Source organism: Amycolatopsis kentuckyensis (assembly GCF_002155975.1).
Lineage (GTDB): Bacteria > Actinomycetota > Actinomycetes > Mycobacteriales > Pseudonocardiaceae > Amycolatopsis > Amycolatopsis kentuckyensis.
The window spans coordinates 13,674-35,869 of the sequence record NZ_MUMI01000095.1 but is presented as its reverse complement, the minus strand read 5'-3'; the positions used below and the strand labels follow the sequence as shown (position 1 = coordinate 35,869).

Below are 22,196 nucleotides of genomic sequence, written 5' to 3'. Positions count from 1 at the left end.
TCAGCGCTCAACCGGCCAGCAGCATGACGCCCGCCGCAGCGGCGACGGCCGCGACGAGTGCCCAGCTCACGAGGCCGGGCAGCACGGTGAGGGTGAGCACGCCCACGACCACCACGAGGGTGAAGGTGATCACCCCGCCGAGCGCGACCTGGCCGGAGTTCTGCGTCCGGTCGCGCACCTTCGCCATCACGACGAGCGCCAGCGGCAGCCCGGCCGCCGCGAGCAGCGCCGTCACGATCACGCGCCACGTTTCCACGCCGCCCACGCTAGCGTGAGATGAACCACACCCCGGCGCGTCGCGGCCGGTTTTCCGGCGGCCGTCCCAGGCGGTCTTGCCCGCTTGGCTACGCTCGGCGGCTATGAGCGCCACCAAGTGGGAGTACGCCACCGTCCCTCTGCTGATCCACGCCACGAAGCAGATCCTCGACCAGTGGGGCGAGGACGGCTGGGAGCTGGTCACCGTGCTGCCGAACCCGAGCGGCGAGCAGCACGTCGCCTACCTGAAGCGTCCGAAGGGCTGACCCGGTGAGCTGGAGCGAACGGCTGAAGGAGCTCGGCATCGAGCTGCCCGGCGTCGCGGCCCCGCTGGCCGCGTACGTGCCCGCCGTCCAGAGCGGGAAGCACGTCTACACCTCCGGCCAGCTGCCCTTCGTCGACGGCGTGCTCGCCGCGACCGGCAAGGTCGGCGCGGAGATCAGCCCCGAAGAGGCGAAGGGCCACGCCCGCACGTCGGCGCTCAACGCGCTCGCGGCCGTGCACGCCCTGGTCGGCATTGACAACGTCGCGCGGATCGTCAAGGTTGTCGGCTTCGTGGCTTCCGCGGAAGGCTTCACCGGTCAGCCTGCGGTCGTCAACGGCGCGTCCGAACTGCTCGGCGAGGTCTTCGGCGACGCGGGCATCCACGCCCGCTCGGCCGTCGGCGTCGCGGAGCTGCCCATCGGCTCGCCGGTGGAGGTCGAACTGATCGTGGAGGTGCAGTGATGGACCCGGACATCGAGCAGGCCACCCACGAGCTGCTGCTCCGGCTGGCCGGGCGGCTGCCCGACCAGCTGCTGTGGCGGTTCCGCGACTGGCTCGGCGAGGGCGCCATGGGCACCCTCGCGCGCACCCTGCCGAGGTCTTTGCTTAAGCACAGGATCGACCTCGACCAAACGGAGTACCGGCTGCTCGTGGCCGGTCTCATCCCGCACGGCGCCGACTGGCACCAGGTCAGTTCGACGCTGGGGGTAGACGACGTCACCGAGAACCGGTACACATTCACGTCGAGTGCGCCCGAATGGGTTAACTCGGTCGACTCCGTGTCCGTGTTGATCCACGCAACGTTGCGCGGTCGCCCGGACGTGGGGGAAGTGCGGCAGAGCTGGCGACACGTCGGTGTGGTCGGGCAGGGCACCGCGAAGCGGGTCCTGCTGATCACCGCGCTGACGGGGCTGCCGAGGTTGACCGGCGAACTGCAGCGGGTGCTGCGGGTCCTGGGCGACGAAGAGCCCAGCGTCGAAGTCATCCCGCCGCGCTTCGACCTGCCGGGGTACCACCGGGCCGCGCTGGCCGACTCAGAGCTGGTCTGCGTGGGCGCCGTGGCGGGGACCCGGCTAGTAGCCGCATAACGCTCGCCCGCCAGCGAGCTGGGAGGGAGCAAGGCAATGGTGGAGGTCCACGACGGCCCGCCCATGGACGGGTTCTCGGTGCCCCTGCGCCTGCACAACCTGTTACTGGCCCTGGCGGGCCGGATCGACGACAGCGCGCTCACCGAAGCGCGTGAGCTGATCGCCCGGGCCCACATCGACGAGGCGGTCGAGCTGACCACCGGCACGCTCATCGCGGGCCGGATCCCGGTCAGCTCCGCCGAGCAGCGCGAGCTCGCGCTCGTCCTCGAGATGAGCCGGTCGGACGCGACGCTGGCGAACGACCTGCTGGTCGACGAGACCGAGCCGGTCAACACGCACCGGTTCAGCGGCGAGAACTCCCCGGAGTTCGGCATCGCCGAGGCGCTCGACCGGACGCTGCAGGTGCTGCCGGACGTCCGCTCGGTGCACGCGGTGTGGCGCAACACCCCGGCCGGCAGCGTGCCGGGCGCGCTGCCGCAGCGGGTGGTCCTCGTCGAGCTGGGGCCGGAGGGCAACCCGCCGGCCGTCGCGTTCCGCGTCGACACGGCGCTGCGCCGGGCCGGGATCCACTCGGTCGTCGAGGTCAGCGGTCCGGGTGTCGCGCACTCCGAGTACCACCAGGCCGCCTCGGCCGCCGCGTCGCCGGCCTGGGTGACCGGGAGCACGACGTCGAGTTCGTCGTCCTTTCGGCCGGAGCCGGTCGCCAAGCCGCCGGCCCCGGTGACGTCGGAGCCGGTCGCGGAGTCGGGCAGCCGGCACAGCATGCGGTCGAGCAGCACCACGACGGCGCCGGCCGAGCCGGTTGCCCCGGTGGTGCCGATCGTGTCGCCGTCGCCCGCCGCCGAGCCGCCCCGCAAGGCGCGGTCGGAGACGCGGGCGGAGCGCACCGCCGACCTGACCCCGGCCGAGGTGGCGCAGCTGCGGCAGGCGCTGGCCGAGGACCCGGAGAAGGGCCGCGAGATCGCCGCGGGCAAGCCGTCGATGCACGAGGTCGTCGAGCTGCCGGCGCTGGACCTGGACGACCCGAGCCTGAGCGAGCGCGACCGGGCGCTGCTGCGCGAGCTGCACGCCGAGCTGGCCGAGCGCGAGCGGGCCGAGGCGGCGAAGATGCGGCTCAACGGCGCGTCCCGCTCCGGTGGCGACCAGCGCGGCTGGACCGCCCCGTAGGACTCTGTTCACGAGAAGGCGGCACTTCCCCTCCGGGAGGTGCCGCCTTTTCCGTGTCCGGCGTGCCACAACTGCGCGACGGGACGTCGGGTGGCGGAGGTATGTTGCCGAGGTGGAGCAGCCAAAGGAGTTTGTCTTCGACATCCCGGTCGGCGCGGGGGTGGCCACCCGCGCCAACGCCGACGGCCCGCCGGCGACGCCGAAGGACGCGGCCACGGTGATCCTGGTCCGGGACGGCGCCGACGGCGTCGAGGTCTTCCTCCAGCACCGGGTCAAGGGCATGCCGTTCGCGGGCGGGATGACCGTGTTCCCCGGCGGCGGGGTCGACCGGCGCGACGCCGACACGTCGGTGGCGTGGGCCGGGCCCGAGCCGTCGTGGTGGGCCTCGCGGTTCGGCTGCGACGAAGCCCTCGCGCGGGCGTTGACCTGCGCGGCGGTGCGCGAGACGTTCGAGGAGTCCGGCGTGCTGCTCGCGGGCGGCGCGGACGCGGTGCTCACCGACGTCACGCCGTACGCGGCGGCCCGGCAGGCCCTGGAGACGCGGGAGGTGTCGCTGGCCGGGTTCCTCGCCGACGCGGGCCTGACGCTGCGGGCCGACCTGCTGCGGCCGTGGGCGCACTGGATCACGCCCGAGCAGGAGCCGCGCCGCTACGACACCCGGTTCTACGTCGCCAAGCTGCCCGAGGGCCAGGAGGCCGACGGCGCGACGTCGGAGGCCTCGAGCTCCGGCTGGCAGCGTCCCGAAGACGCCATCGCCGACGCGCGCGAAGGCCGCCGGATGCTGATGCCGCCGACGTGGCTGACGCTGAGCGAGCTGGCGGAGTTCGCCACCGCCGACGACGTGCTGGACGCGCCGCGCGAGATCGTCCGGATCGCGCCCACGCTGGTGCGTGAGAACGGCCACGTCCGAGTCGTCCTGGAGCCGCGATGAGCGCCCCGGCCTACGGCGTGCTGCGCCAGGTCTCCGAGACGGCTTCGGTGCTGCTGGAGAACAACCCGTCGTCGATGACGCTCGAAGGCACCAACAGCTGGGTGCTGCGGGCGGCACCGTCGAGCCCGGCGGTGGTCGTCGACCCGGGCTACCGCGACCTCGAGCACCTCGAGCTGCTGGCCTCGGTCGCTCCGGTCGAGCTGGTCGTGCTCACGCACCACCACCCCGACCACGCGGAGGGCGCGCCGTGGTTCGCCGAGCGCGTCGGCGCGCCGGTGCGGGCGTTCGATCCCGCCCTGTGCGTGGGCGCTTCGTCCTTTGTGGACGGCGAAGTGATCTCGGCGGGCGGGCTTTCCCTTCGTGTCCTGCACACGCCGGGCCACACCGACGACTCGGTGTCCCTCGTGGTCGGTTCGCAGGTGCTGACCGGCGACACCATCCTCGGGCGCGGCACGACGGTGCTGCACGACCTCGGCGACTACCTGCGTTCCCTGCGGAAGCTGATCGAGCTGCCGGCCGGGACGGTCGGCCTGCCCGGCCACGGTCCGGAGCTCCCCGATCTGCCCGCGACCGCGCGCGAGTACCTTGCCCATCGGGAACAGCGGCTGGACCAGGTGCGTTCGGCCTTGGAGACGCTCGGGGCGGACGCCACACCGCGCCAGGTCGTCGAGGTCGTGTACGCCGACGTCGACCGGGCGCTGTGGGCGCCCGCCGAGTGGAGCGTGCAGGCGCAGCTGGACTACTTGCGGTCGGAGGAGAACGGATGAGCAACGTCGAGGTCGAGTTCTACTGGCGGCCGGGGTGCGGGTTCTGCGCCGCGCTGGAGCGGCCGTTGTCGAAGAGCGGCTTCAACGTCCGGGCGATCAACATCTGGGAGGACCCGGCGGCGGCCGCGCGGGTGCGCGAGGTCGCGAACGGCAACGAGACGGTGCCGACGGTCATCGTCGGGTCGACGGCCATGGTCAACCCGTCGTTCGCCGAGGTCGAGGCGGCGGTCAAGGCAGCTTCGGCGGGCTGAGCGCGGCGGGCCGCTCCCCGTGGAGGAAGGCGGCCCACACTGCGCGCAGGCCGGTCTCGTGCTCGAGGCCCTTCGGGGCCCCTTCGAGCATCGGCGCGTCCCAGACGTCGTGGGTGCCGAAGAGGAACGGGATGTCGAGGCAGTGGCAGGCGCCGAACCGGTTTCCGGGCGCCTGCCAGTCGAAGCGGTAGGTGAAGGCGCCGAGCTTCTCGACCAACCGGTCGCTGGTGAAGAAGCCGTTCGCCGCGTCGATGGTTTCCTGCGGCGCGTCGGGGACGAAGGCGCGGAGTTCTTCGCGGGTCCAGCTGATCAGGGCGGGCCCTTCGGGCGCGGCTTCGATGAGGTCGTGCGCGACGAGGTCGTCGTCGGCGACCAGCTGGAACGGCGGTTCGATCGAGCCGGGCCTGCCGGGGACCGAAACCTGCGCGGCCAGCAGCTGTTCCACCGGGGCGGTCCGGAGGGCCGCCAGCGCGCTGGCGGTCCGGTTCGCTTCCTCCCTGGTGGCGGGGCGCATGCCGAGGGGCGCACTCTGCAGGGCGATCCGTTTGATGAGCCCTCTCGTCCGCGGCGACGACCAGAGGGCGAGCGTCGACTGCGCACCGGCCGACTGCCCGCCGAGGGTGACTTCGGCCGGGTTCCCGCCGAACGCGGCGATGTTGTCCCGCACCCACTCCAGGGCGGCGAGCTGGTCCCGGAGCCCGAGGTTCGGCGGCACGCCGTCCAGCGCGGCGAAGCCGAGGGCGCCGAGCCGGTAGTTGAGCGTCACGACCACGGCGTCGGCGTCACGGGCCAGGCGCGTGCCGGTGTACCAGACCTGGCCGCCCGAGCCGCTGGAGAACCCGCCGCCGTGGATCCACACGAGCACCGGCCGGTTCCCGGTGGTCGACGGCGTGAAGACGTTGAGGAAGAGGCAGTCTTCGCGCTGCGGCAGTGGCATCGGCCCGAGGGCGTGCTCCAGGCGTGACGGTGGCTGCGGCGCCGCCGGTCCTGCTTCGAGCGCGTCTTCGACACCGCTCCACGGCTTCGGCGGGATCGGGGCTTCGAAGCGTTTCGCGGTGGCGTAGCGGATTCCCTTGAACGTGCCGTGCGCGCCGCGGACCCGGCCGCTGGTGGTTTCGACGATCATCGTGCCTCCTCGAAGAACACCGCGGCACCGAAGGCGTCTTCGGCGCGGACGAAGAACCCGCGGTCGTGGGTGGTGGTCGGGACGTGCTCCTCGATCAGCTTCCGCGCTTTCGCGAGATCCGCCACCACGACCCCGTGGGCGGCGAAGTACGGCAGCTTCCGCGGGGTTTCGCCGGGCAGGACGGCGTCGAGGTCGCTCACCCCGATGATGTCGACCAGCCGCCGGCCGCCGGTGATCACGTCGTAGCGCTGCCGGTAGGCGGCTGTTTCGCCGTCCGGGACCACGAGGACGATCCCCGCGACGCCGCGGGCGCCGTTGGGGTGATCGAGGTAGCGCGGCTGGTGGAGGTACTCCGGCGTGAGGTGCTCGGCGGTGTGGAGGATGCCCTCGGGGCTCCGGTCCCGTCTGATGTGGACACTGCGGAACCGCGCGGTGCGGGTGCCTTCGGGCAGGTCCACGTCGCGTTGCAGCTTCAGGACTCCTGAATTCGAGAGGCCGGCTTCGCGGAGCCTCGTTGCCGCCTCCTCGGAGTCGTCGACACCGAAGGAGACGCCGTGGAGGCCGTCACCCCGGGCGTCGAGGATCGGCAGGACCCGCCACGGATCGCCGGTCGTCTCGTCGACGATGCCGATCAGTTCGAGGAACGAGCCACCGAAGTAGGCACAGCGGTTCGCGGTGCAGCTCGGCACCGGCTCGCTGTCGCCGGTGGGAGCGGCGAAGTGCCGCGACTGCGGGCTCAGCGTGAAGCCGAGTTGTTCGTAGCGCCGCCAGGTTTCCCCGTGGCGGCGGGTCAGGAAGACCGTGTGGTCGATGTTCATCCTTTCAGCGTGGGCGGCTCCGCACCGGCGTTCCATCCATGACGAGATCGTGCACGGAATCCGACATCTCCTAGGCTGATCTGGTGGAATCCGGCCTGCTCGACAGTCTCGACCGCCGCCTGGCGCACGCGTTGCAGCTGGACGGCCGGGCGTCGTTCAGCACGATCGCGGCGGTGCTGGGGGTGTCGGACCAGACGGTGGCGCGCCGGTACCGGAAGCTGCGGTCGTCCGGGGTGCTGCGGGTGGTGGGCGTGCCGGAGGCGGCCCCGCTGGGGCAGGTCCACTGGCTGGTCCGCCTCGGCTGCGTCCCGGACGCGGCGGCCCCGATCGCGGCGGCGCTGGCCCGCCGGGACGACACGCAGTGGGTGAGCCTGATGTCCGGCGGGACGGAGATCGTGTGCTTCGTCCGGGCACCGCTGCGCGAGCAGGCAGGCGGGCTGCTGCTGGGCAGGCTGCCGAAGACACCCCGGGTGGTGTCGATGACGGCGTACCGCTTGCTGCGTCGCTTCGCGGGCGGCCCGGCGGGCTGGCCGGGCCGGTCGAGCGCGTTGACTCCGGCCGAGGTCGCTGCGTTGCGCAGCACTCCGGGGTCTTCGGCCTACCGCCCGGAGCCCGGAGACACGGAACTGCTGGCTGCGTTGGCCCGCGACGGCCGTGCCGACATGTCGACATTGGCGGCGGCCTCGGGTCGTTCGGAGTCGACGGTCCGCCGACGCCTCGAGACGCTGAGGTCATCGGGAGCCCTGTACTTCGACGTCGAGGTGGACGCGGCCCTGCTGGGCTACCCCCTGACGGCGACGCTGTGGCTGACGGTCGCGCCATCGGCGTTGGAGTCAACGGGCCAGGCGCTGTCCACACACCCCCAGGTGGCCTTCGCGGCGGCAACGACGGGCCCGGCCAACCTGGTGGCGAACGTGGGCTGCCGCGACGACGCGGCGTTGTACGAGTACTTGGCCGACGACCTGGGCGGCCTGGAAGGCATCCGTCAGGTGGAGACGGCACCGATGATCCGGACGCTGAAGCGCTTCGGCACCGTGTAGCGCGGGAGCTGCCGTTTCGCGCACCGCGATCCGGCAGCTCCGCCGGCTCGCCTTCCCGGCGAGCCTGCTTCCGCACAAGCCGGAGCCCGACTGATCGGCATCGGCTGATCTACCGCGCCAGCATCGGCATCAGGTAGTACGTCAATGCCACCTCCCCGGGCTCCGCGGCCCGCAGGATGCACGCCCGCATCCCCGGCTGGATCGACAGCTCCACCCGCTCCCCGGCGAACGCCCCCAGCGCGTCGAGCAGGTACCGGGCCTGGAACGAGGGTGACGTCCGCCCGCCGCTGACGTTCGCCTTCAGGACCTCCTCCGCCTCGCCCGTGTCCTGCCGTGCGCTCGCCAAGCGGACCTGTGCGTCGCCCACCTCCACCGTCAGGACTCGCCTGTCCTCCGCGTACACGCCCACTCGGCGGACCGCCGCGGCCAGGGCGTCCGCCGGCAGTGACACCGTGGTGTCCACCGTGCCCGAGGGGATCGAGTCCTCCGACAGGAAGCCCGCGTCGAGGACCGCAGTGGCGACCAGGCCTCCCTGCCAGCTCACCCCGAAGCGGCCCGGCCCCACGTGCAGGCCCACCCGGCCTCGGGCCTGGCGGGCCGCCTCCGACAGCAGGGCCGCCGGGACCAGGACGTCGAGGGCACCCGGGGACAGCAGGGGCAGCCGGGCCACCGCCATCCGGTAGCGGTCCGACGCCGTCAACGTCAGGCCGGAACCGGCGGCCTGCAGGCGGACGCCGGTGAACAGGGGGAGCGGGTCGTCCTTGGCCGCCGTGCCCGCCACGATGCGCAACGCCGAAGCGAACGCCGCTCCGTCTACTTCGGACACCTGCGCGGGTGGGTCCGCAGGGGCCGCCGAGGTCGGCAGCAGGGGCAGCGCGAACCGGGCGTTGTCCAGCCGCAACGCCAGGCGCGTGCCCTCGACGACCAAGCGGACCAGCTCCGTGTCGAGCACCTTCAGCGTTTCCACCAACGGGGCCGCCGGGACCACTACCGCGCCGTCGGTGTGCGTGGTCGCCGGGCAGTCGAAGCGGACCGCCAGGTCCGGAGCCACGCCGGCGACCGTCAGCCCGGCCGCGTCCGCCCGCAGCCTCAGTCCGGTGCGGGACGGCAGCAGGCGTGACGCGGCCGAGACGGCCGCCGAGAGGCGGTGGGCAGGCGCGGTGACGTCCATGCCCGCAAGCTAGCGGCAGGCACCGACAAAAACCGCCGAACTACGCGTTGACCAGGGAACGCGACTCGGCCGGAGCGGCGGCGGAGCGGACCGTTCCGCGCAGCAGCCACACGACCACCGCCAGCGCCAGCCCCGCCGCGCTCGCCGCCAGGAAGGCCGCGCCCGGGCCGGCGTGCTCGACGACGTACCCGCTGATCGACTGGCCGGCCGCCAGCCCCAGCGTCACCGCCGTGAGCACCCAGCCGAACGCCTCCGCCGCCGTCCCGGACGGTGCGACCACCTCGATCGTCGTCGAGTGGGCCGTCGACTGCGGGGTGATCAGCGCGCCCGCCAGCAGCATCATCAGCGCCAGGCCCCACAGCGAAGACGGCCACGCGAGCAGCGCCACCAGCGCACCGAACCCGCCGAGCAGCACCGGCAGGCGCAGGCCCAGCTGCCGCGGCCACGGCCGCAGGCTGTAGGCGACGCCGAACGCGACCGAGCTCAGCGACCACGCCGACAGCAGCAACCCACCCGTCGAAGGGGAGCCGGCCTCGGTGGCCGCCGCCGGCACGGCGACCTCCACGAACCCGATCACCACGCCGAAGCCGAGCGCGGCCACCGCGAGCGTCCGCATGCCCGGGCTCGCCAGCGCGCCCAGCAGCGACCCCGAAGAACCCGAACCCGGCCCCCACGCGCGCACGGCCGGGCTCAGCGCGAACAGCACCGCGCCGGTGACCTGCAGCGCGACGCCCAGCACCAGGCCGGTGCCCGCCCACGGCGCCATGACCAGCAGCCCGGCCACACCGGGGCCGAGGATGAAGAAGACCTCCATGCTGATCGCCTCGTACGAGAACGCGGCGTTGCGCGGCCCGCCCGGCGGGAGCAGGCGGCCCCACAGCGCCCGGGACGCCGACCCGACCATCGGCTCGGTCAGCCCGGTGAGGGCGCCCAGCGCGACCAGCACGACCGTCGCGGCGTGCGACTCGATCGCCGTGACCAGCGCGCTCATCGACAGCGCCAGCAGGACGGCGACGGTGAGCAACGGCCGCGTCGGCCCGAACCGGTCGATCAGCCTGCCCTGCACCACCGCGCCGACCGACACACCGACGAGTGAACCGGCCGAGACGAGCCCCGCGGTGGCGAAGGAACCGGTCTCGCGCTGGACGTAGAGCAGGGCCGAGATGCCGATCATGGCGATCGGCAGGCGGGCGAGCACGGCCGCGACGGCGGGCCACCGGGCCGCCCGGGTCGTCAGCGCGGTCCGGTAGTCGCCGAGGGACGTGCGGCTTTCGTGGTTCGAGGCAGAGTGGGACACGCGTACAAGTATGCCGCAGTCTGGTACGTCAGTACCAGTTATTTGACGGTCAGCTTCGTCACCGGCACACTGGCAGTGGATCTTGGGACCGGTGCGAGAGGTCTCGATCGGGTAACACTCACGATATTCTCCGTGGACTCCTGCAACGAAACGGCCCAGACGGCGTCCTTGAGAGTGAATGGCCTTGAATTCGTGGGTATGGGCCGTGATGGTTGAACAACAGCACAGAAAAACCCAGCTCCCTCCGGCACTCGGGTCGGGGCCTGGCCCGGAGGGCGGGGAGCGCGGATCGTCGGGGGATGGTCCGCGCAAACAACGAAGAGCCGGTGCGCCACGTCGGGGGTGGCGCCCGGCTCTTTGTTATGGGACACGACGACGAAGGCCCCTCGGTTCACCGAGGGGCCTTCGACGTGAGGGACTCAGCGAGCCCGGCGGGCCAGCCGCTCGGGGTCCAGGATCAGCACGCTCTTGCCTTCGAGCCGCAGCCAGCCGCGGTGGGCGAAGTCGGCGAGCGCCTTGTTGACGGTCTCGCGCGAGGCGCCGACGTACTGGGCGATCTCTTCCTGCGTCAGGTCGTGCGTGACCCGCAGCAGGCCTGCCTCCTGGCTGCCGAACCGCTGGGCGAGCTGCAGCAGCGCCCGCGCCACGCGGCCCGGGACGTCGGTGAAGATCAGTTCCGCGACCATGTTGTTCGTCCGGCGCAGGCGGCGCGCGACCACGCGCAGCAGCTGCTCGGCGATCTCCGGGCGGGTCGAGATCCACTGGCGCAGGGCCGGGCGGTCCATGGTGACCGCGCGGACCTCGGTGACCGTGGTCGCGCTCGACGTCCGGGGGCCGGGGTCGAAGATGGACAGCTCGCCGAACATGTCCGACGGGCCGAAGATGCCCAGCAGGTTCTCGCGGCCGTCCGGGGACTTGCGGCCGATCTTCACCTTGCCGGACTGGATGATGTACAGCTTGTCGCCGGGTTCACCCTCGTTGAAGATGACATGGCCGCGGGGGAACTCCACGGATTCCAAGGTCTGGGCCAGCGCCTCCGCCGCTGCCGGCTCCACACCCTGGAAAATGCCCGCACGGGCCAGGGTTTCGTCCACCTCGGGTGCCTCCTCGTCGAGAAACGATCACGCTCCCCCGTGACTGGAGGAGCGTGACGCCGATCACTTGCGCGTCAGTCTAGGGCGTACTCCCGAGATCGCCCGCCGGACTCGCACGTGGCGGAAACGATCTCGTTCGAACGTGGAGCCTAACTCCGCACGCGACGCGCGCGTAGCCTGGCTGCCCGTCCGCCCAGCCTACGCAGCCGGAACAGCTCCAGCGCGCGGCCGATGCCGTGCCCGTAGAGCGCCCTGACCTCGTTGGGCTGCGCCTGCTCGAGGAACTCTTCGACCTCGTTCTCCTGCACCGCGACGTGCTTGAGCCTGCTCTCCACCCGCTCCATGAAGAGCGCGAAGAACATGATCACCAGGGGGACCAGGATGACGAACCAGACGGTCATGACCGGACCCCGAAACACTCGTTGAAAAGCATCTACTCCAGATCCTCGCTCATGGCGGCCGGAAAACGCGCCGAGGTGGTGCTCTGGCGTGTCGGTCGTCCACCGGTGCAGTCACCGGCTCGTCCGACGGCGCCCGTAGGCTATCGGGGTGCCACCTGCCACCACGAACGCCCCCCGTGAGGGCGCTGGTGAAAGCCGGTTAGCTCTGGTGAGACGCGCCAGGCGGATGAAGCGTTGCCTCGACGACGTGTATCCGGACGCCCACTGCGAGCTCGACTTCACCACACCACTGGAACTGCTGGTCGCGGTCGTGCTGTCGGCGCAGACCACCGACGTCCGGGTGAACCTCGTCACGCCCGCGCTGTTCAAGCGCTACCGGACCGCGGCCGACTACGCGGGCGCCGACCGCACCGAGCTGGAGGAGTACCTCCGGAGCACCGGCTTCTACCGGGCCAAGGCGAACTCCGTGATGGGCCTCGGCGCGGCGCTGGTCGAGCGCTTCGACGGCGAGGTCCCCGGCAAGCTCGAAGACCTGGTCACCCTGCCCGGCGTCGGCCGCAAGACCGCCAACGTCGTCCTCGGCAACGCCTTCGACGTGCCGGGGATCACCGTCGACACCCACTTCGGCCGGCTGGTCCGGCGCTGGGGCTGGACGGCGGAGGAGGACCCGGTCAAGGTCGAGCACGCGGTCGGCGAGCTGATCCCCCGCAGGGAGTGGACGATGCTCTCGCACCGGGTGATCTTCCACGGCCGGCGCGTCTGCCACGCCAAGAAGCCGGCCTGCGGTGCCTGCCCGCTGGCCAAGGACTGCCCGTCGTACGGCACCGGCCCGACCGGGTTCGACGAAGCCGCGAAGCTGGTCAAAGGCGTCGAAAAGGACCACATCCTGGCGCTGGCGGCGCCCCGGTGACGAGAGTCACCAAGTGGGCCGTGGCCGCCGCCGTGCTGGCGGTGGCCCTGATCGTCGCGCTGCTGCCGCGCGGGGGTGACGACACCGCCGCGAAGCCGTCCGGGGACCTCGGGCCCGCCCGGTCCGCCGCGGCGCTCCAGCCGTGCCCGGCGCCCGCGTCGGCACAGCCGGTGAAGCAGCTCGAAGGCGTCACGGCGGACTGCCTCGGCGACGGCGCGAGCGTCGACGTCGGCAAGGCCCTCGCCGGCGCTCCGGTGCTGGTCAACGTGTGGGCGTCGTGGTGCGAGCCGTGCCGGACCGAGCTGCCCGTGCTCCAGGAGTACGCGAAGCAGCCGGGTGCCGTGCGCGTCCTCGGCGTCCAGGTGCAGAGCCCGGCGAAGGACGGCCTGGACCTGTTGGCGAAGCTGGGCGTGCACCTGCCGTCGGTGTACGACGGCAACGGGCAGACCGGCCCGGTCCGGGCCGCCTTGAAGGTGCCGCCGCGGCTTCCGGCGTCCTACTTGGTCACCGCGGCCGGCGAGGTCCGGTTCATCGCGAACCCACCGACCTTCGGGAACACTGACCAGGTGCACGCGGCAGTCGAGGGGGCATCGTGATCGGACCACTGGTCGAACCGGAGTCGGTTCCCGAGTGGCTCCGGCCGCTGGTCAAGGTGAGCGGCGAAGTCGATTCCCGGACGTTCACGCGGTTCAGCCCGCCCGAGGACGCCTACCCGCGCCCGGCCGCGGTGCTCATCCTCTTCGGCGAGCGCGAGGCCGACGGCGAGCCGGACATCCTGCTCCAGCGCCGCGCCGACACGCTGGGCTCGCACGCCGGGCAGGTCGCCTTCCCCGGCGGCGGCGCCGAGGAGGGCGACGGCGGCCCGATCGGCACCGCGCTGCGCGAAGCCGAAGAAGAGACCGGCGTGGTCCCCTCCGGTGTCCGGCCGGTCGCGGTGCTGCCGGAACTGTTCGTCCCGGTGTCCGGGTTCGCCGTGACGCCGGTGCTGGCGCACTGGGCCGAGCCGTCGCCGGTGCACGCGGTCGACCCGGCCGAGACGGCGTCCGTCGCGCGCGTGGCCATCGCCGACCTGGTCGACCCGGCCAACCGGTTCACCGTCAAGAAGGCCGGAGCGCCCTGGAAGGGGCCCGCGTTCGAGGTCGGCGGCCTGTTCGTGTGGGGGTTCACCGCCGGGCTGCTGTCGGTGCTCCTGAGCCTGGGAGGCTGGGAGCGCGAATGGGACTCGGGCGACGTCCGGGACCTGGACGAGGCGCTCGCGGCGTTCCAGGCGCGGCTCGCAGGGAAGGACTGACGCGGTGAACTGGGTCGATGTGCTGGTGCTGCTGCTGGCCCTGCTGGCGGCCGTGTCCGGCGCGTTCCAGGGGGTGATCATCGCCCTGCCGTCGCTGGTCGGTGTCGTGCTCGGGGCGATCGCCGGGATCAAGCTCGCGCCGGTCGTGGTCTCGTTCTTCGACGACCCGGTCTGGAAGGTCGCCTTCGCCGTCGCGACGGTCGTGTTCCTGGTCGCCTTCGGTGAGGCGATCGGCGTCTACGTGGGCCGCCGGCTGCGGCAGAAGATCAACCCGGACAAGCTCTCCGGCATCGACAAGACGCTCGGCGCGGTCGTGCAGGCCCTGGTCGTGTTCGTGGTGGCGTGGCTGATCGCGACGCCGCTGACGACCGTGTCCGGCCTGCCCGGGCTGGCCAAGGCGATCAACAACTCGGTGGTGCTCGGCAAGGTCAACGAGGCCATGCCGGAGGCCGCCCAGGGCTTCCCGAGCCAGCTGCGCAAGCTGCTCGACGCGTCCGGCTTCCCGTCCATCGTGGACCCGTTCCAGAAGGCGCCGACGGCGGACACCTCGCCGCCGGACCCCGCGCTGCAGCGCAGCGGGATCGTCCAGGACCTGCACGGCAGCGTGGTCAAGATCCGCGGCACCGCCAGCTCGTGCTCGCGGTCGCTGGAGGGCAGCGGGTTCGTGATCGCGCCGCAGCGGGTGATGACGAACGCGCACGTCGTGGCCGGCACCGACACCGTCGGCATCGAGACCACCCAGGGCGACTACCCGGCCCGCGTCGTCTACTTCGACCCGGAGGTCGACATCGCGGTGCTCGCGGTGCCGCGGCTGAAGGCCGAGCCGCTGCAGTTCGCGCCCGAGACGGCGTCGGCGGGCGACAGCGCGATCGTGCTCGGCTACCCGCTCGACGGCCCGTACCGGGCGACGCCGGCGCGCGTGCGCGGCCGGATCAACCTGCGCGGCCCGGACATCTACGAGGCCAACACCGTCCAGCGGGACGTCTTCACGGTCCGCGCCGAGATCCGCAGCGGCAACTCCGGCGGCCCGATGGTGACCCCGGACGGCAAGGTCATCGGCGTCGTCTTCGGCGCGGCGGTGGAGGACCCCGAGACCGGCTTCACGCTGACGGCCGAGCAGGTCCGCGCCGAGGTCGACGCGGCGCCCTCGCAGTCGGCGAACGTGTCCACCGGCTCCTGCGCCGCCTAACACCCGAACCGCAGCGCCAAGCCGTCGAGCAGGGCCCGCATGCCCAGCTCGAAGATGTCGTCCAGCACCAGGTCGTAGCCGGTCTCGGTCAGCTCGGCGAGCATCCTGGTGAACGTCGGGTGACCGGCCGCCATCGCCGCCACCGCGGGGCCCTGGTGGTCCATCCAGGCGTCCTCGGTCAGGCCGGACGACGCCAGCGCGCTCTGCTCGCGCTCGAGGTGGACCGCCATGCCCTGGATGTGGCCGAAGAACAGGACGTGCAGGTCGCACAGCGTGGCGGCGTCGACGCCCAGTTCGGACAGCGCCGAGAGGGCCCACTCGCCGTGCACGGCGAGGTTGCGCAGCGGCAGCGGCCGGGTGATCGGCCCGAGCTGCGCCAGCCACGGGTGGCGCCGGAACAGCGACCAGAGGGTGCGGCCGCCGAGCGTCAGCCGCTCTCGCCAGTCGCCGGACGGCTCGGCCGGGTAGCCGCGCTCGCCGAACGCCGTGTCGGCCATGAGCAGCACCAGCTCGTCCTTGCCCCGCACGTACCGGTACGGCGCCATCGCCGCGACCCCGAGGCGGGCCGCGACGCCGCGCATGGACAGCGCGCCGAGGCCTTCGGTGTCGGCGATGGTGATCGCGGTCCGCACGAGCCGCTCGCGGGTCAGGCCGCGCTGACCGCCGCGGCGGTCCCGCTCGGCGACGACCGTGCCGGAACGCGGCTCGGCGCGCACGACGCCTTCCTGGCTCAGCTGGGCCAGCGCCTTGGCCGCGGTCGCCAGTGCGACACCGTGGTCGGCCGCGAGCCGCCGGGTCGAGGGCACCCGCGCGCCCGGCGGGAGCTCGCCGCGCGCGATCCGCTCCCGCAGTTCGTCGGCGATGGCCACGTACTTCACGGCTGACTCCTGAGCTAGTACAGGTGGCCATCTGTACTAGTACAGAAATAGCCGCAGAGCTGGCTGTTCTCCACAGTGGAGCGTACAAGCGTACGACCCTGGAGGAAACAATGCGGAACGTCCTGATCTCCGGCGCCGGCATCGCCGGCGGCACCCTGGCCTGGTTCCTGGCGCGCGCGGGCTGGGCGGTGACCGTGGTGGAGCGCTCGCCCGGCCCGCGCACCGGCGGCCAGGCGATCGACGTGCGCGGGGTCGCGCTCGACGTCGTCGACGAGCTGGGGCTCGGCGACCGGATGCGCGCGCTGCGGACGCGGATGCGGGGCATGTCCATGGTGGACGGCGACGGCCACGAGCTGTTCCGCTCGGAGGAGCACACCTTCAGCAGCGGACGGCTCGACAGCGCGGACTTCGAGCTGCTGCGGGACGACGTCGTCGCGATGCTGCTGGAGGCGCCCGGCGTGGAGTACGTCTTCGGCGACTCGATCACCGCCCTGACCGAAGAGGCGCACGGGGTGCGCGTCGAGTTCGAGCGCGGCGGTTCCCGGACGTTCGACCTGGTCGTCGGGGCGGACGGCCTGCACTCGGTCGTGCGGCGGCTGGCGTTCGGCCCGGAAGCGGACTTCACCCGCCACCTCGGGCAGTACCTGGCGATCTTCCCGACGGCCAACTTCCTCGGGCTCGAGGACTGGCAGGTCTGGTTCCGGCACGAGCACACCGGGGGCGCGATCTACCCGGTCCGCGGCAACACCGAGCTCCGCGTGACCCTCGGCTTCGGCTCGGAACCGCTGCCGCGGATGACCGTCCCGGAGCAGAAGCGGCTGATCACCGAGCGCCTCGGCGGGATCGGCTGGGAGGTGCCGAAGCTCCTCGAAGCGATGGCTGCCGCGGACGTCTTCTACTTCGACGCCATGGCCCAGATCCACCTCGACCACTGGTCGGCGGGCCGGGTCGTGCTGGTCGGCGACGCCGGTTACTGCGCTTCGGCGCTGTCCGGGCAGGGGACGAGCCTCGCCCTGGTCGGCGCGTACGTCCTCGCGCAGGAACTCGGCCGGGCCACGCGCGAAGAGGCCTTCGCGGCCTACGAACGGCGGATGCGGCCCTTCGTCGACCTCAACCAGGCGCTGGCCACGGAAAACGCCGAAGGACCGGCGTCGGAGGAGTCGGTGGAGCGGGCGAAGAACGCCATCAGTCTCGCTTGAGGAAGCCCGCCAGGGCCGCCGACGTGCGGTCCGGCACCTCGAGGTGGGGGAAGTGCCCGACGTCCGGCCAGATCTCCGGCTCGGCGTGCGGGCCCGCCCAGCGCGTCGACGACAGCGCCGTTTCGGGGAGGATGCAGGTGTCGTCGGCGCCGTGCAGCTGCAGCGTCGGCGCCGCGATCCGGGTGCCGACGGCGTCGGTGAACCGGCGGCCTTCGCCGCGGAACTGGGCGCGGAACGCCCACCGGTAGTACTCGAGCGCGCTGTGCGCGACCCCGGGCACGAGCATCGCCTGCCGGAACGCTTCGACGCTGCCGCTGAAGTCCGAAGTGGACCGCCAGCGCCGGCCGGCCCAGCTGCCGAACAGGTCCTCGACGGCTTGGGCGTCGTCCTTCACCAGCCACTTCTCCGGCGCCATCGGCAGCTGGAAGCGGAAGAGGTGCCCGGCCGCCCGGCCCTGGCCGCGCCACGGGCGGGCCGCGCCCGAGCGCAGGGCGAGCGGGTGGGCCGCGCCGATCGCCGTCACCGAGGACACCAGCCGCGGGTGCAGCGCCGCGACCGTCCAGGCGAGCATGCCGCCCCAGGCGTGCCCGACGAGGTGGGCGCGGCGCGCCCCGAGCGACTTGATCAGGCCGCCGACGTCACCGGCCAGCGTCCACGCGTCGTAGCCGCGGGGTGGCTTGTCCGAGTCGCCGTAGCCGCGCAGGTCGACGGCGACCGCGCGGAACCCGGCGTCGGCCAGTGCCTTCAGCTGGTGGTGCCAGGTCCACCAGAACTCCGCGAACCCGTGCAGCAGCAGCACCACCGGCCCGTCGCCGAGCTCGGCGACGTGCAGGCGGATGCCGTTCGCGGACACGTCGCGGTGGACCCACGGGCCGTCGAGCCGGACGATCGACGGGTCGGGGGACGCGTGCAACGACTTCAGTCGCGCGTGGTCAAGCCGGCTTCGGGCGCGCGCTGCGGCTTGAGCGCGGCGGCGGTCTCCTTGACGCTGGCGATGGTCCGCTCGGGTGCCTTGAACTTCTTCACCTTGCGGTAGCCGAGGAACCCGGCCGCGGCCGCGACGAGCAGCATCAGGACGAACACGATGCCGAACGCGATCCAGCGGTACCGCACCCACTCGGCCAGCCCCTCGGCCGCGAAGAAGAACAGGAAGAACGTGCTGTACAGGAAGACCGTCAGCGCGATCAGGAAGAAGACGGCCCCCTTGAGGCCCTTCTTCACCTCGCCGACCAGCTCGGACTTCGCCAGCTCCATCTCGGCCCTGACCAGGGTGGAGATGTGCTGGGTCGCGTCGCCGACCAGGCGGCCGATCGACTGGTCGCCGGGGACGTCGGTGGCGGAGGACAGCGGGAGGTAAGGCACGGCCCCCACGCCGTCGGGGCCGATGCGTTCGTGCTTGGGGCTGCTCACCGGGTCATCGTGCCATGTGTCCTTTATGCGGGCGCGGCGGACTCACAGTGTGTCGGAGATTCGCGCATGAACCTTGCTGCGACGGAGTAGCAAGGCCGCCGCCAGGAGGGACGCCGTCACCGACGCGATCAGCACCGCGGCCTTCGCCAGTTCGCTCGTTTCCCCCGGCAGCGCGAGCTCCGCGATCAGCAGGCTCACGGTGAACCCGACCCCGCCGAGCACGGACAACGCCGCCAGGTCCCGCCAGCCCATCCCGCGCGGCTTCTCCGCCACTCGCAGCTTCACGGCGAGCGCACTGGCGCCGAGGATGCCGACGACCTTGCCCCCGAGCAGCCCGGCGAGGACCGCGAGCGGCAACGCCGTCGTGAACACCGCGCCGAGCGCGTCGGCGTTGACCGAGATCCCGGCCGCGAACAGCGCGAACACCGGCACGGCGAGCGCCGCGGACCACGGCTGGAGCCGGTGCTCGAGCCGGAGCGCGGGCGACTCCGCTTCGCCGTCGTCGGTGCGGACGCGGGTGAGCAGGCCCAGCGCGACGCCGGCGATCGTGGCGTGGACGCCCGCCGAGTGCACCGCGACCCAGGTGACCAGCGCCAAGGGGACGTACAGCCACGGCGTCCGGACTCGGCGGTGCTGCAGGAACGCGTAGAGGGCGAGCGCGACGACGGCGACGGCCACCGCGACCAGGTCGAAGCCCGTCGTGAACAGCACGGCGATGACGATGATCGCGCCGAGGTCGTCCACCACGGCCAGGGAAAGCAGGAAGACCCGCGCGCTCGACGGCAGGTTCGACGCTGTCAGCGCGAGTACGCCGAGGGCGAACGCGATGTCGGTGGCGACCGGGATCGCCCAGGCCCGTTCGATTCCCGGCGTCCCCCAGCCGACGGCCAAGGCGACGAGCGCGGGCACGGCCATGCCGCCGATCGCGGCGACCACCGGCAGCACCGCCTGCTTGAACCGCGACAGCTCGCCGACGACGAGCTCGCGCTTGAGCTCCAGCCCGGCGACGAAGAAGAACAGGGCGAGCAGGCCGTCCTTCGCCCAGTCGCCGAGCGTCAGGTTCAGGTGCAGGAATTCCGGGCCGAGCCGGAAGTCGCGCAGCGCGTGGTAGCTGTCCCGCAGCGGCGAGTTGGCCCAGAGCAGCGCGACCGCCGTCGCGCCGAGCAGGATGAGCCCGCCGGTCGTTTCGGTGCGCAGGTAGCGGGCGAATTCGCTGAACGGGCGGGTCATCGGGGCGGCTCCAGGGGTCGCTGATCACTGTTGCCGACCAGGCTTCCCGGCGCACCTTGAGTCCAGTTTACCGGTCCTTTGTCACGCATTGTCATGACCGCCGCCACACGTCGTGCCGGTGGTGGGTCACGCGGTGGGCTCATACCATGCCAATCGACAACGAAGTCCCTACCCAAAGGAAGACGAGAGTTGTGAGCACCTCAACCGAGGTCCAGCAGGACACGAGGTTCTTCGGGCACCCACGAGGACTGGCGAACCTCTTCGGCGTCGAGATGTGGGAGCGGTTCTCCTACTACGGGATGCTCGGCATCCTGCCGATCTACCTCTACTACAAGGTCGAACAGGGCGGTCTGGGCCTCGCGCAGGAGTCCGCGCTCGGCATCGTCGGCGCGTACGGCGGCCTGGTCTACCTGTCGGCCGTCATCGGCGCGTGGGTGGCCGACCGCCTCCTCGGCTCCGAGCGGACGCTGTTCTACAGCGCCGTGCTGATCATGATCGGCCACCTCAGCCTGGCCCTGCTGCCGGGCCTGGCCGGCATCGGCGTCGGCCTCGTGTGCGTCGCGGTCGGCAGCGGCGGGCTGAAGTCCAACGCGACGGCGATCGTCGGCACGCTCTACGCCGAGGGCGACGAGCGGCGCGACGCGGGCTTCACGATCTTCTACATGGGCGTCAATCTCGGTGGCTTCGTCGGTCCGCTGCTGACCGGCCTGGCGCAGACCGAGGTCGGCTTCCACCTCGGGTTCGGCCTCGCCGCGATCGGCATGGCGCTCGGCCTGACCCAGTACACCTTCGGCCGCAAGAACCTCGGCGACAAGGCCAAGGAGGTGCCGAACCCGCTGCCGTCGTCGCAGCGCGCGCTGGCGATCGGCGCCGCCCTCCTGCTGGTGGCCGCGGTCCTGGCGCTGGTGCTGACCGGCGTCGTCAACCCGGGCAACCTCGCCGACGTCGTCGTGTGGGTGGTCGGCGTGATCTCGGTGGTCTACTTCCTCGTCATCCTGACCAGCGGCAAGATCACCGCCGTCGAGCGCAGCCGGGTGTTCTCCTTCATCCCGATGTTCATCGCCAGCGCGGTGTTCTTCTCGCTGTACCAGCAGCAGTTCACGGTCGTCGCGGCCTACACCGACCAGCGGCTGAACCGGAGCCTGTTCGGCTGGGAGATGCCGGTGTCCTGGGTCAACTCGATCAACCCGGTGTTCATCATCGTCTTCGCCCCGGTCCTCGCGGCGCTGTGGACGAAGCTCGGCGAGCGGCAGCCGTCGACGCCGATGAAGTTCGTCCTCGGCACGGTGCTGATGGGCGCGGCGTTCCTGCTGTTCCTGCCGATGGTGGGCAGCGGGAAGAACGCGAGCCCGATCCTCGCGATGGTCGGCATCCTGTTCGTGTTCACGATCGCCGAGCTGTGCCTCTCCCCGGTGGGGCTGTCGCTGTCGACGAAGCTCGCGCCGGAAGCGTTCCGGACGCAGATGGTGGCGCTGAACTTCCTGTCGATCTCGTTCGGCACGGCGATGTCCGGCAAGCTCGCCGAGTACTACTCGGTCGACGACGAGGCGCCGTACTTCAGCACGGTCGGCCTGGTCGCCATCGGTGTCGGCGTGCTGCTGTTCCTCGGCATCCCGTTCATCCGCAAGCTGATGAAGGGCGTCCACTAGCCCACGGTGACTCCGAAGATCACCCCGACGAAGTAGGTCACGACCATGGTGAGGGCGCCGACGCCGACGTTGCGGACGATCGCGCGCCCCACGTTCGCGTCGCCGAGCCTCGCGCTGACCCACCCGGTCAGCGTGAGGCCGACGACGACCGCGGCCGCGCACGCCCACACCCGCAGGGAGACGCCGGCCCAGGCGATGGACAGGATCGGCAGCAGCGCGCCGATGGAGAAGGCGAGCAGCGACGCCCACGCGGCCTGCCACGGGCTGGTCAGGTTGTCCGGGTCGATGCCGAGTTCGGCCTCCGCGTGCGCCTGCAGGGCGTCCTTTTCGGTCAGTTCCCGGGCGACCCGGCTCGCCAGGTCCGGCGAGAGCCCCTTGTCCTCGTAGATCTCGGCGAGCTCGCGCTCCTCGGCCTCCGGCATCGTCTTGAGTTCCTGCTTCTCGAGCCGGAGCAGGGCCTGTTCGGTGTCGCGCTGGGTGCTCACGGAAACGTATTCCCCACCGGCCATGGAAAAGGCGCCGGCGACGAGCCCGGCGATTCCGGCGGTGAGGATCGTGGTGCTTTCCGTGGTCGCCCCGGCCACGCCGACGACGATGCCGGCGACGGACACGATGCCGTCGTTCGCTCCGAGCACCCCGGCCCGCAGCCAGTTCAGTTTCCCGCCGACACCCTGGTGTGGTTCGTGGGTGTGCTCCACGGCGTCACCGTCGATGGTTTCGGTCACCGGACCAGTGAAACACGGAAGCGGAATCGTGGCGAGACTTGCTCT

The 22,196-nt window shown here is 71.8% G+C and carries 26 protein-coding genes; 14 read left to right on the top strand and 12 right to left on the bottom strand.

Features of this window, described 5'->3' with window-relative positions:
- Positions 1-7 precede the first annotated feature (7 nt).
- Entirely contained in the window at positions 8-256 is a 249-nt protein-coding gene (locus CCN39_RS10650; protein WP_086840869.1) for a hypothetical protein, read from the bottom strand.
- Between the two features lie 103 nt (positions 257-359).
- Here CCN39_RS10650 and sp36 point away from each other — a divergent pair, with 103 nt between their 5' ends.
- From sp36 to CCN39_RS10615, 7 genes are all read left to right on the top strand, one after another.
- Positions 360-521, top strand: a complete 162-nt coding sequence (gene sp36 / locus CCN39_RS10645) for a Sp36 family protein (RefSeq protein ID WP_003068074.1) — start codon at positions 360-362, stop codon at positions 519-521.
- A gap of 4 nt (positions 522-525) precedes the next feature.
- Complete coding sequence (locus tag CCN39_RS10640) at positions 526-981, top strand: RidA family protein (RefSeq protein ID WP_086840822.1); 456 nt, start codon at positions 526-528, stop codon at positions 979-981.
- Complete coding sequence (locus CCN39_RS10635; protein WP_086840868.1) at positions 981-1,607, top strand: hypothetical protein; 627 nt, start codon at positions 981-983, stop codon at positions 1,605-1,607. Before CCN39_RS10640 ends, CCN39_RS10635 begins: the two co-directional genes overlap by 1 nt.
- Before the next feature lie 36 nt (positions 1,608-1,643).
- Positions 1,644-2,774, top strand: coding sequence for a hypothetical protein (locus CCN39_RS10630; RefSeq protein ID WP_086840820.1), 1,131 nt, complete (start codon positions 1,644-1,646; stop codon positions 2,772-2,774).
- 112 nt (positions 2,775-2,886) lie between these two features.
- Entirely contained in the window at positions 2,887-3,705 is an 819-nt protein-coding gene (locus tag CCN39_RS10625; RefSeq protein WP_086840818.1) for an NUDIX hydrolase, read from the top strand.
- Complete coding sequence (locus CCN39_RS10620) at positions 3,702-4,472, top strand: MBL fold metallo-hydrolase (protein ID WP_086840816.1); 771 nt, start codon at positions 3,702-3,704, stop codon at positions 4,470-4,472. Before CCN39_RS10625 ends, CCN39_RS10620 begins: the two co-directional genes overlap by 4 nt.
- Positions 4,469-4,723 (top strand): glutaredoxin domain-containing protein, encoded by a 255-nt coding sequence (locus CCN39_RS10615; RefSeq protein ID WP_043789066.1) that lies wholly within the window; start codon positions 4,469-4,471, stop codon positions 4,721-4,723. The genes CCN39_RS10620 and CCN39_RS10615 overlap by 4 nt, the downstream gene beginning before the upstream one ends.
- On the opposite strand, the gene CCN39_RS10610 is transcribed toward CCN39_RS10615, so the two are convergent.
- Complete coding sequence (locus CCN39_RS10610) at positions 4,701-5,849, bottom strand: carboxylesterase family protein (RefSeq protein WP_086840814.1); 1,149 nt, start codon at positions 5,847-5,849, stop codon at positions 4,701-4,703. The genes CCN39_RS10615 and CCN39_RS10610 overlap by 23 nt on opposite strands.
- Positions 5,846-6,667 carry a VOC family protein gene (locus tag CCN39_RS10605; RefSeq protein WP_208630197.1) on the bottom strand — a complete coding sequence of 274 codons (822 nt, stop codon included), beginning with the start codon at positions 6,665-6,667 and terminating at the stop codon, positions 5,846-5,848. The genes CCN39_RS10610 and CCN39_RS10605 overlap by 4 nt, the downstream gene beginning before the upstream one ends.
- 83 nt (positions 6,668-6,750) lie before the next feature.
- Between CCN39_RS10605 and CCN39_RS10600 the strand changes: the two genes are divergently transcribed.
- Positions 6,751-7,707 (top strand): Lrp/AsnC family transcriptional regulator, encoded by a 957-nt coding sequence (locus CCN39_RS10600; RefSeq protein ID WP_086840810.1) that lies wholly within the window; start codon positions 6,751-6,753, stop codon positions 7,705-7,707.
- 109 nt (positions 7,708-7,816) lie between these two features.
- Here CCN39_RS10600 and CCN39_RS10595 read toward each other — a convergent pair whose 3' ends face one another.
- From CCN39_RS10595 to CCN39_RS10580, 4 genes are all read right to left on the bottom strand, one after another.
- A complete protein-coding gene (locus CCN39_RS10595; protein WP_086840808.1) occupies positions 7,817-8,878 on the bottom strand; it encodes a DNA polymerase III subunit beta in 1,062 nt (353 codons plus the stop codon).
- Positions 8,879-8,918: 40 nt separating this feature from the next.
- A complete protein-coding gene (locus CCN39_RS10590; RefSeq protein ID WP_086840806.1) occupies positions 8,919-10,175 on the bottom strand; it encodes an MFS transporter in 1,257 nt (418 codons plus the stop codon).
- A gap of 419 nt (positions 10,176-10,594) precedes the next feature.
- Positions 10,595-11,269, bottom strand: a complete 675-nt coding sequence (locus CCN39_RS10585) for a Crp/Fnr family transcriptional regulator (RefSeq protein ID WP_003081747.1) — start codon at positions 11,267-11,269, stop codon at positions 10,595-10,597.
- 149 nt (positions 11,270-11,418) lie between these two features.
- Positions 11,419-11,670, bottom strand: a complete 252-nt coding sequence (locus CCN39_RS10580) for a hypothetical protein (RefSeq protein WP_013230551.1) — start codon at positions 11,668-11,670, stop codon at positions 11,419-11,421.
- Between the two features lie 226 nt (positions 11,671-11,896).
- On the opposite strand from CCN39_RS10580, the gene nth reads away from it, so the two are divergent.
- The 4 genes from nth to CCN39_RS10560 are packed head-to-tail and all read left to right on the top strand — an operon-like array spanning position 11,897 to position 15,060.
- On the top strand, positions 11,897-12,580 hold the full coding sequence (gene nth / locus CCN39_RS10575) for an endonuclease III (RefSeq protein WP_086840804.1): 684 nt from the start codon (positions 11,897-11,899) through the stop codon (positions 12,578-12,580).
- A complete protein-coding gene (locus CCN39_RS10570) occupies positions 12,577-13,176 on the top strand; it encodes a TlpA family protein disulfide reductase (RefSeq protein ID WP_086840802.1) in 600 nt (199 codons plus the stop codon). Before nth ends, CCN39_RS10570 begins: the two co-directional genes overlap by 4 nt.
- Positions 13,173-13,871 carry an NUDIX hydrolase gene (locus CCN39_RS10565; RefSeq protein WP_086840800.1) on the top strand — a complete coding sequence of 233 codons (699 nt, stop codon included), beginning with the start codon at positions 13,173-13,175 and terminating at the stop codon, positions 13,869-13,871. Before CCN39_RS10570 ends, CCN39_RS10565 begins: the two co-directional genes overlap by 4 nt.
- 4 nt (positions 13,872-13,875) lie before the next feature.
- Positions 13,876-15,060 (top strand): MarP family serine protease, encoded by a 1,185-nt coding sequence (locus CCN39_RS10560; protein ID WP_086840798.1) that lies wholly within the window; start codon positions 13,876-13,878, stop codon positions 15,058-15,060.
- Here the strand turns inward: CCN39_RS10560 and CCN39_RS10555 are convergent.
- The gene (locus CCN39_RS10555; RefSeq protein WP_086840796.1) at positions 15,057-15,938 is read right to left on the bottom strand and encodes a TetR/AcrR family transcriptional regulator; all 882 of its coding nucleotides are present in this window, start codon (positions 15,936-15,938) and stop codon (positions 15,057-15,059) included. The two genes, CCN39_RS10560 and CCN39_RS10555, sit on opposite strands and share 4 nt — an antisense overlap.
- Positions 15,939-16,048: 110 nt before the next feature.
- On the opposite strand from CCN39_RS10555, the gene CCN39_RS10550 reads away from it, so the two are divergent.
- Positions 16,049-17,137 carry an FAD-dependent monooxygenase gene (locus tag CCN39_RS10550; RefSeq protein WP_086840793.1) on the top strand — a complete coding sequence of 363 codons (1,089 nt, stop codon included), beginning with the start codon at positions 16,049-16,051 and terminating at the stop codon, positions 17,135-17,137.
- Here the strand turns inward: CCN39_RS10550 and CCN39_RS10545 are convergent.
- Genes CCN39_RS10545 through nhaA form a run of 3 tightly spaced genes read right to left on the bottom strand, consistent with a single transcriptional unit; the run spans position 17,124 to position 19,777 of the window.
- The gene (locus CCN39_RS10545) at positions 17,124-18,050 is read right to left on the bottom strand and encodes an alpha/beta fold hydrolase (RefSeq protein ID WP_086840791.1); all 927 of its coding nucleotides are present in this window, start codon (positions 18,048-18,050) and stop codon (positions 17,124-17,126) included. The two genes, CCN39_RS10550 and CCN39_RS10545, sit on opposite strands and share 14 nt — an antisense overlap.
- Positions 18,051-18,055: 5 nt before the next feature.
- Complete coding sequence (locus CCN39_RS10540; RefSeq protein WP_086840789.1) at positions 18,056-18,547, bottom strand: phage holin family protein; 492 nt, start codon at positions 18,545-18,547, stop codon at positions 18,056-18,058.
- 42 nt (positions 18,548-18,589) lie between these two features.
- A complete protein-coding gene (gene nhaA, locus CCN39_RS10535; protein ID WP_086840787.1) occupies positions 18,590-19,777 on the bottom strand; it encodes a Na+/H+ antiporter NhaA in 1,188 nt (395 codons plus the stop codon).
- A 191-nt stretch (positions 19,778-19,968) separates the two neighbouring features.
- On the opposite strand from nhaA, the gene CCN39_RS10530 reads away from it, so the two are divergent.
- Entirely contained in the window at positions 19,969-21,426 is a 1,458-nt protein-coding gene (locus tag CCN39_RS10530) for a peptide MFS transporter (RefSeq protein WP_086840785.1), read from the top strand.
- Here the strand turns inward: CCN39_RS10530 and CCN39_RS10525 are convergent.
- Positions 21,423-22,151, bottom strand: coding sequence for a VIT1/CCC1 transporter family protein (locus tag CCN39_RS10525; RefSeq protein WP_086840783.1), 729 nt, complete (start codon positions 22,149-22,151; stop codon positions 21,423-21,425). The genes CCN39_RS10530 and CCN39_RS10525 overlap by 4 nt on opposite strands.
- Positions 22,152-22,196 lie beyond the last annotated feature (45 nt).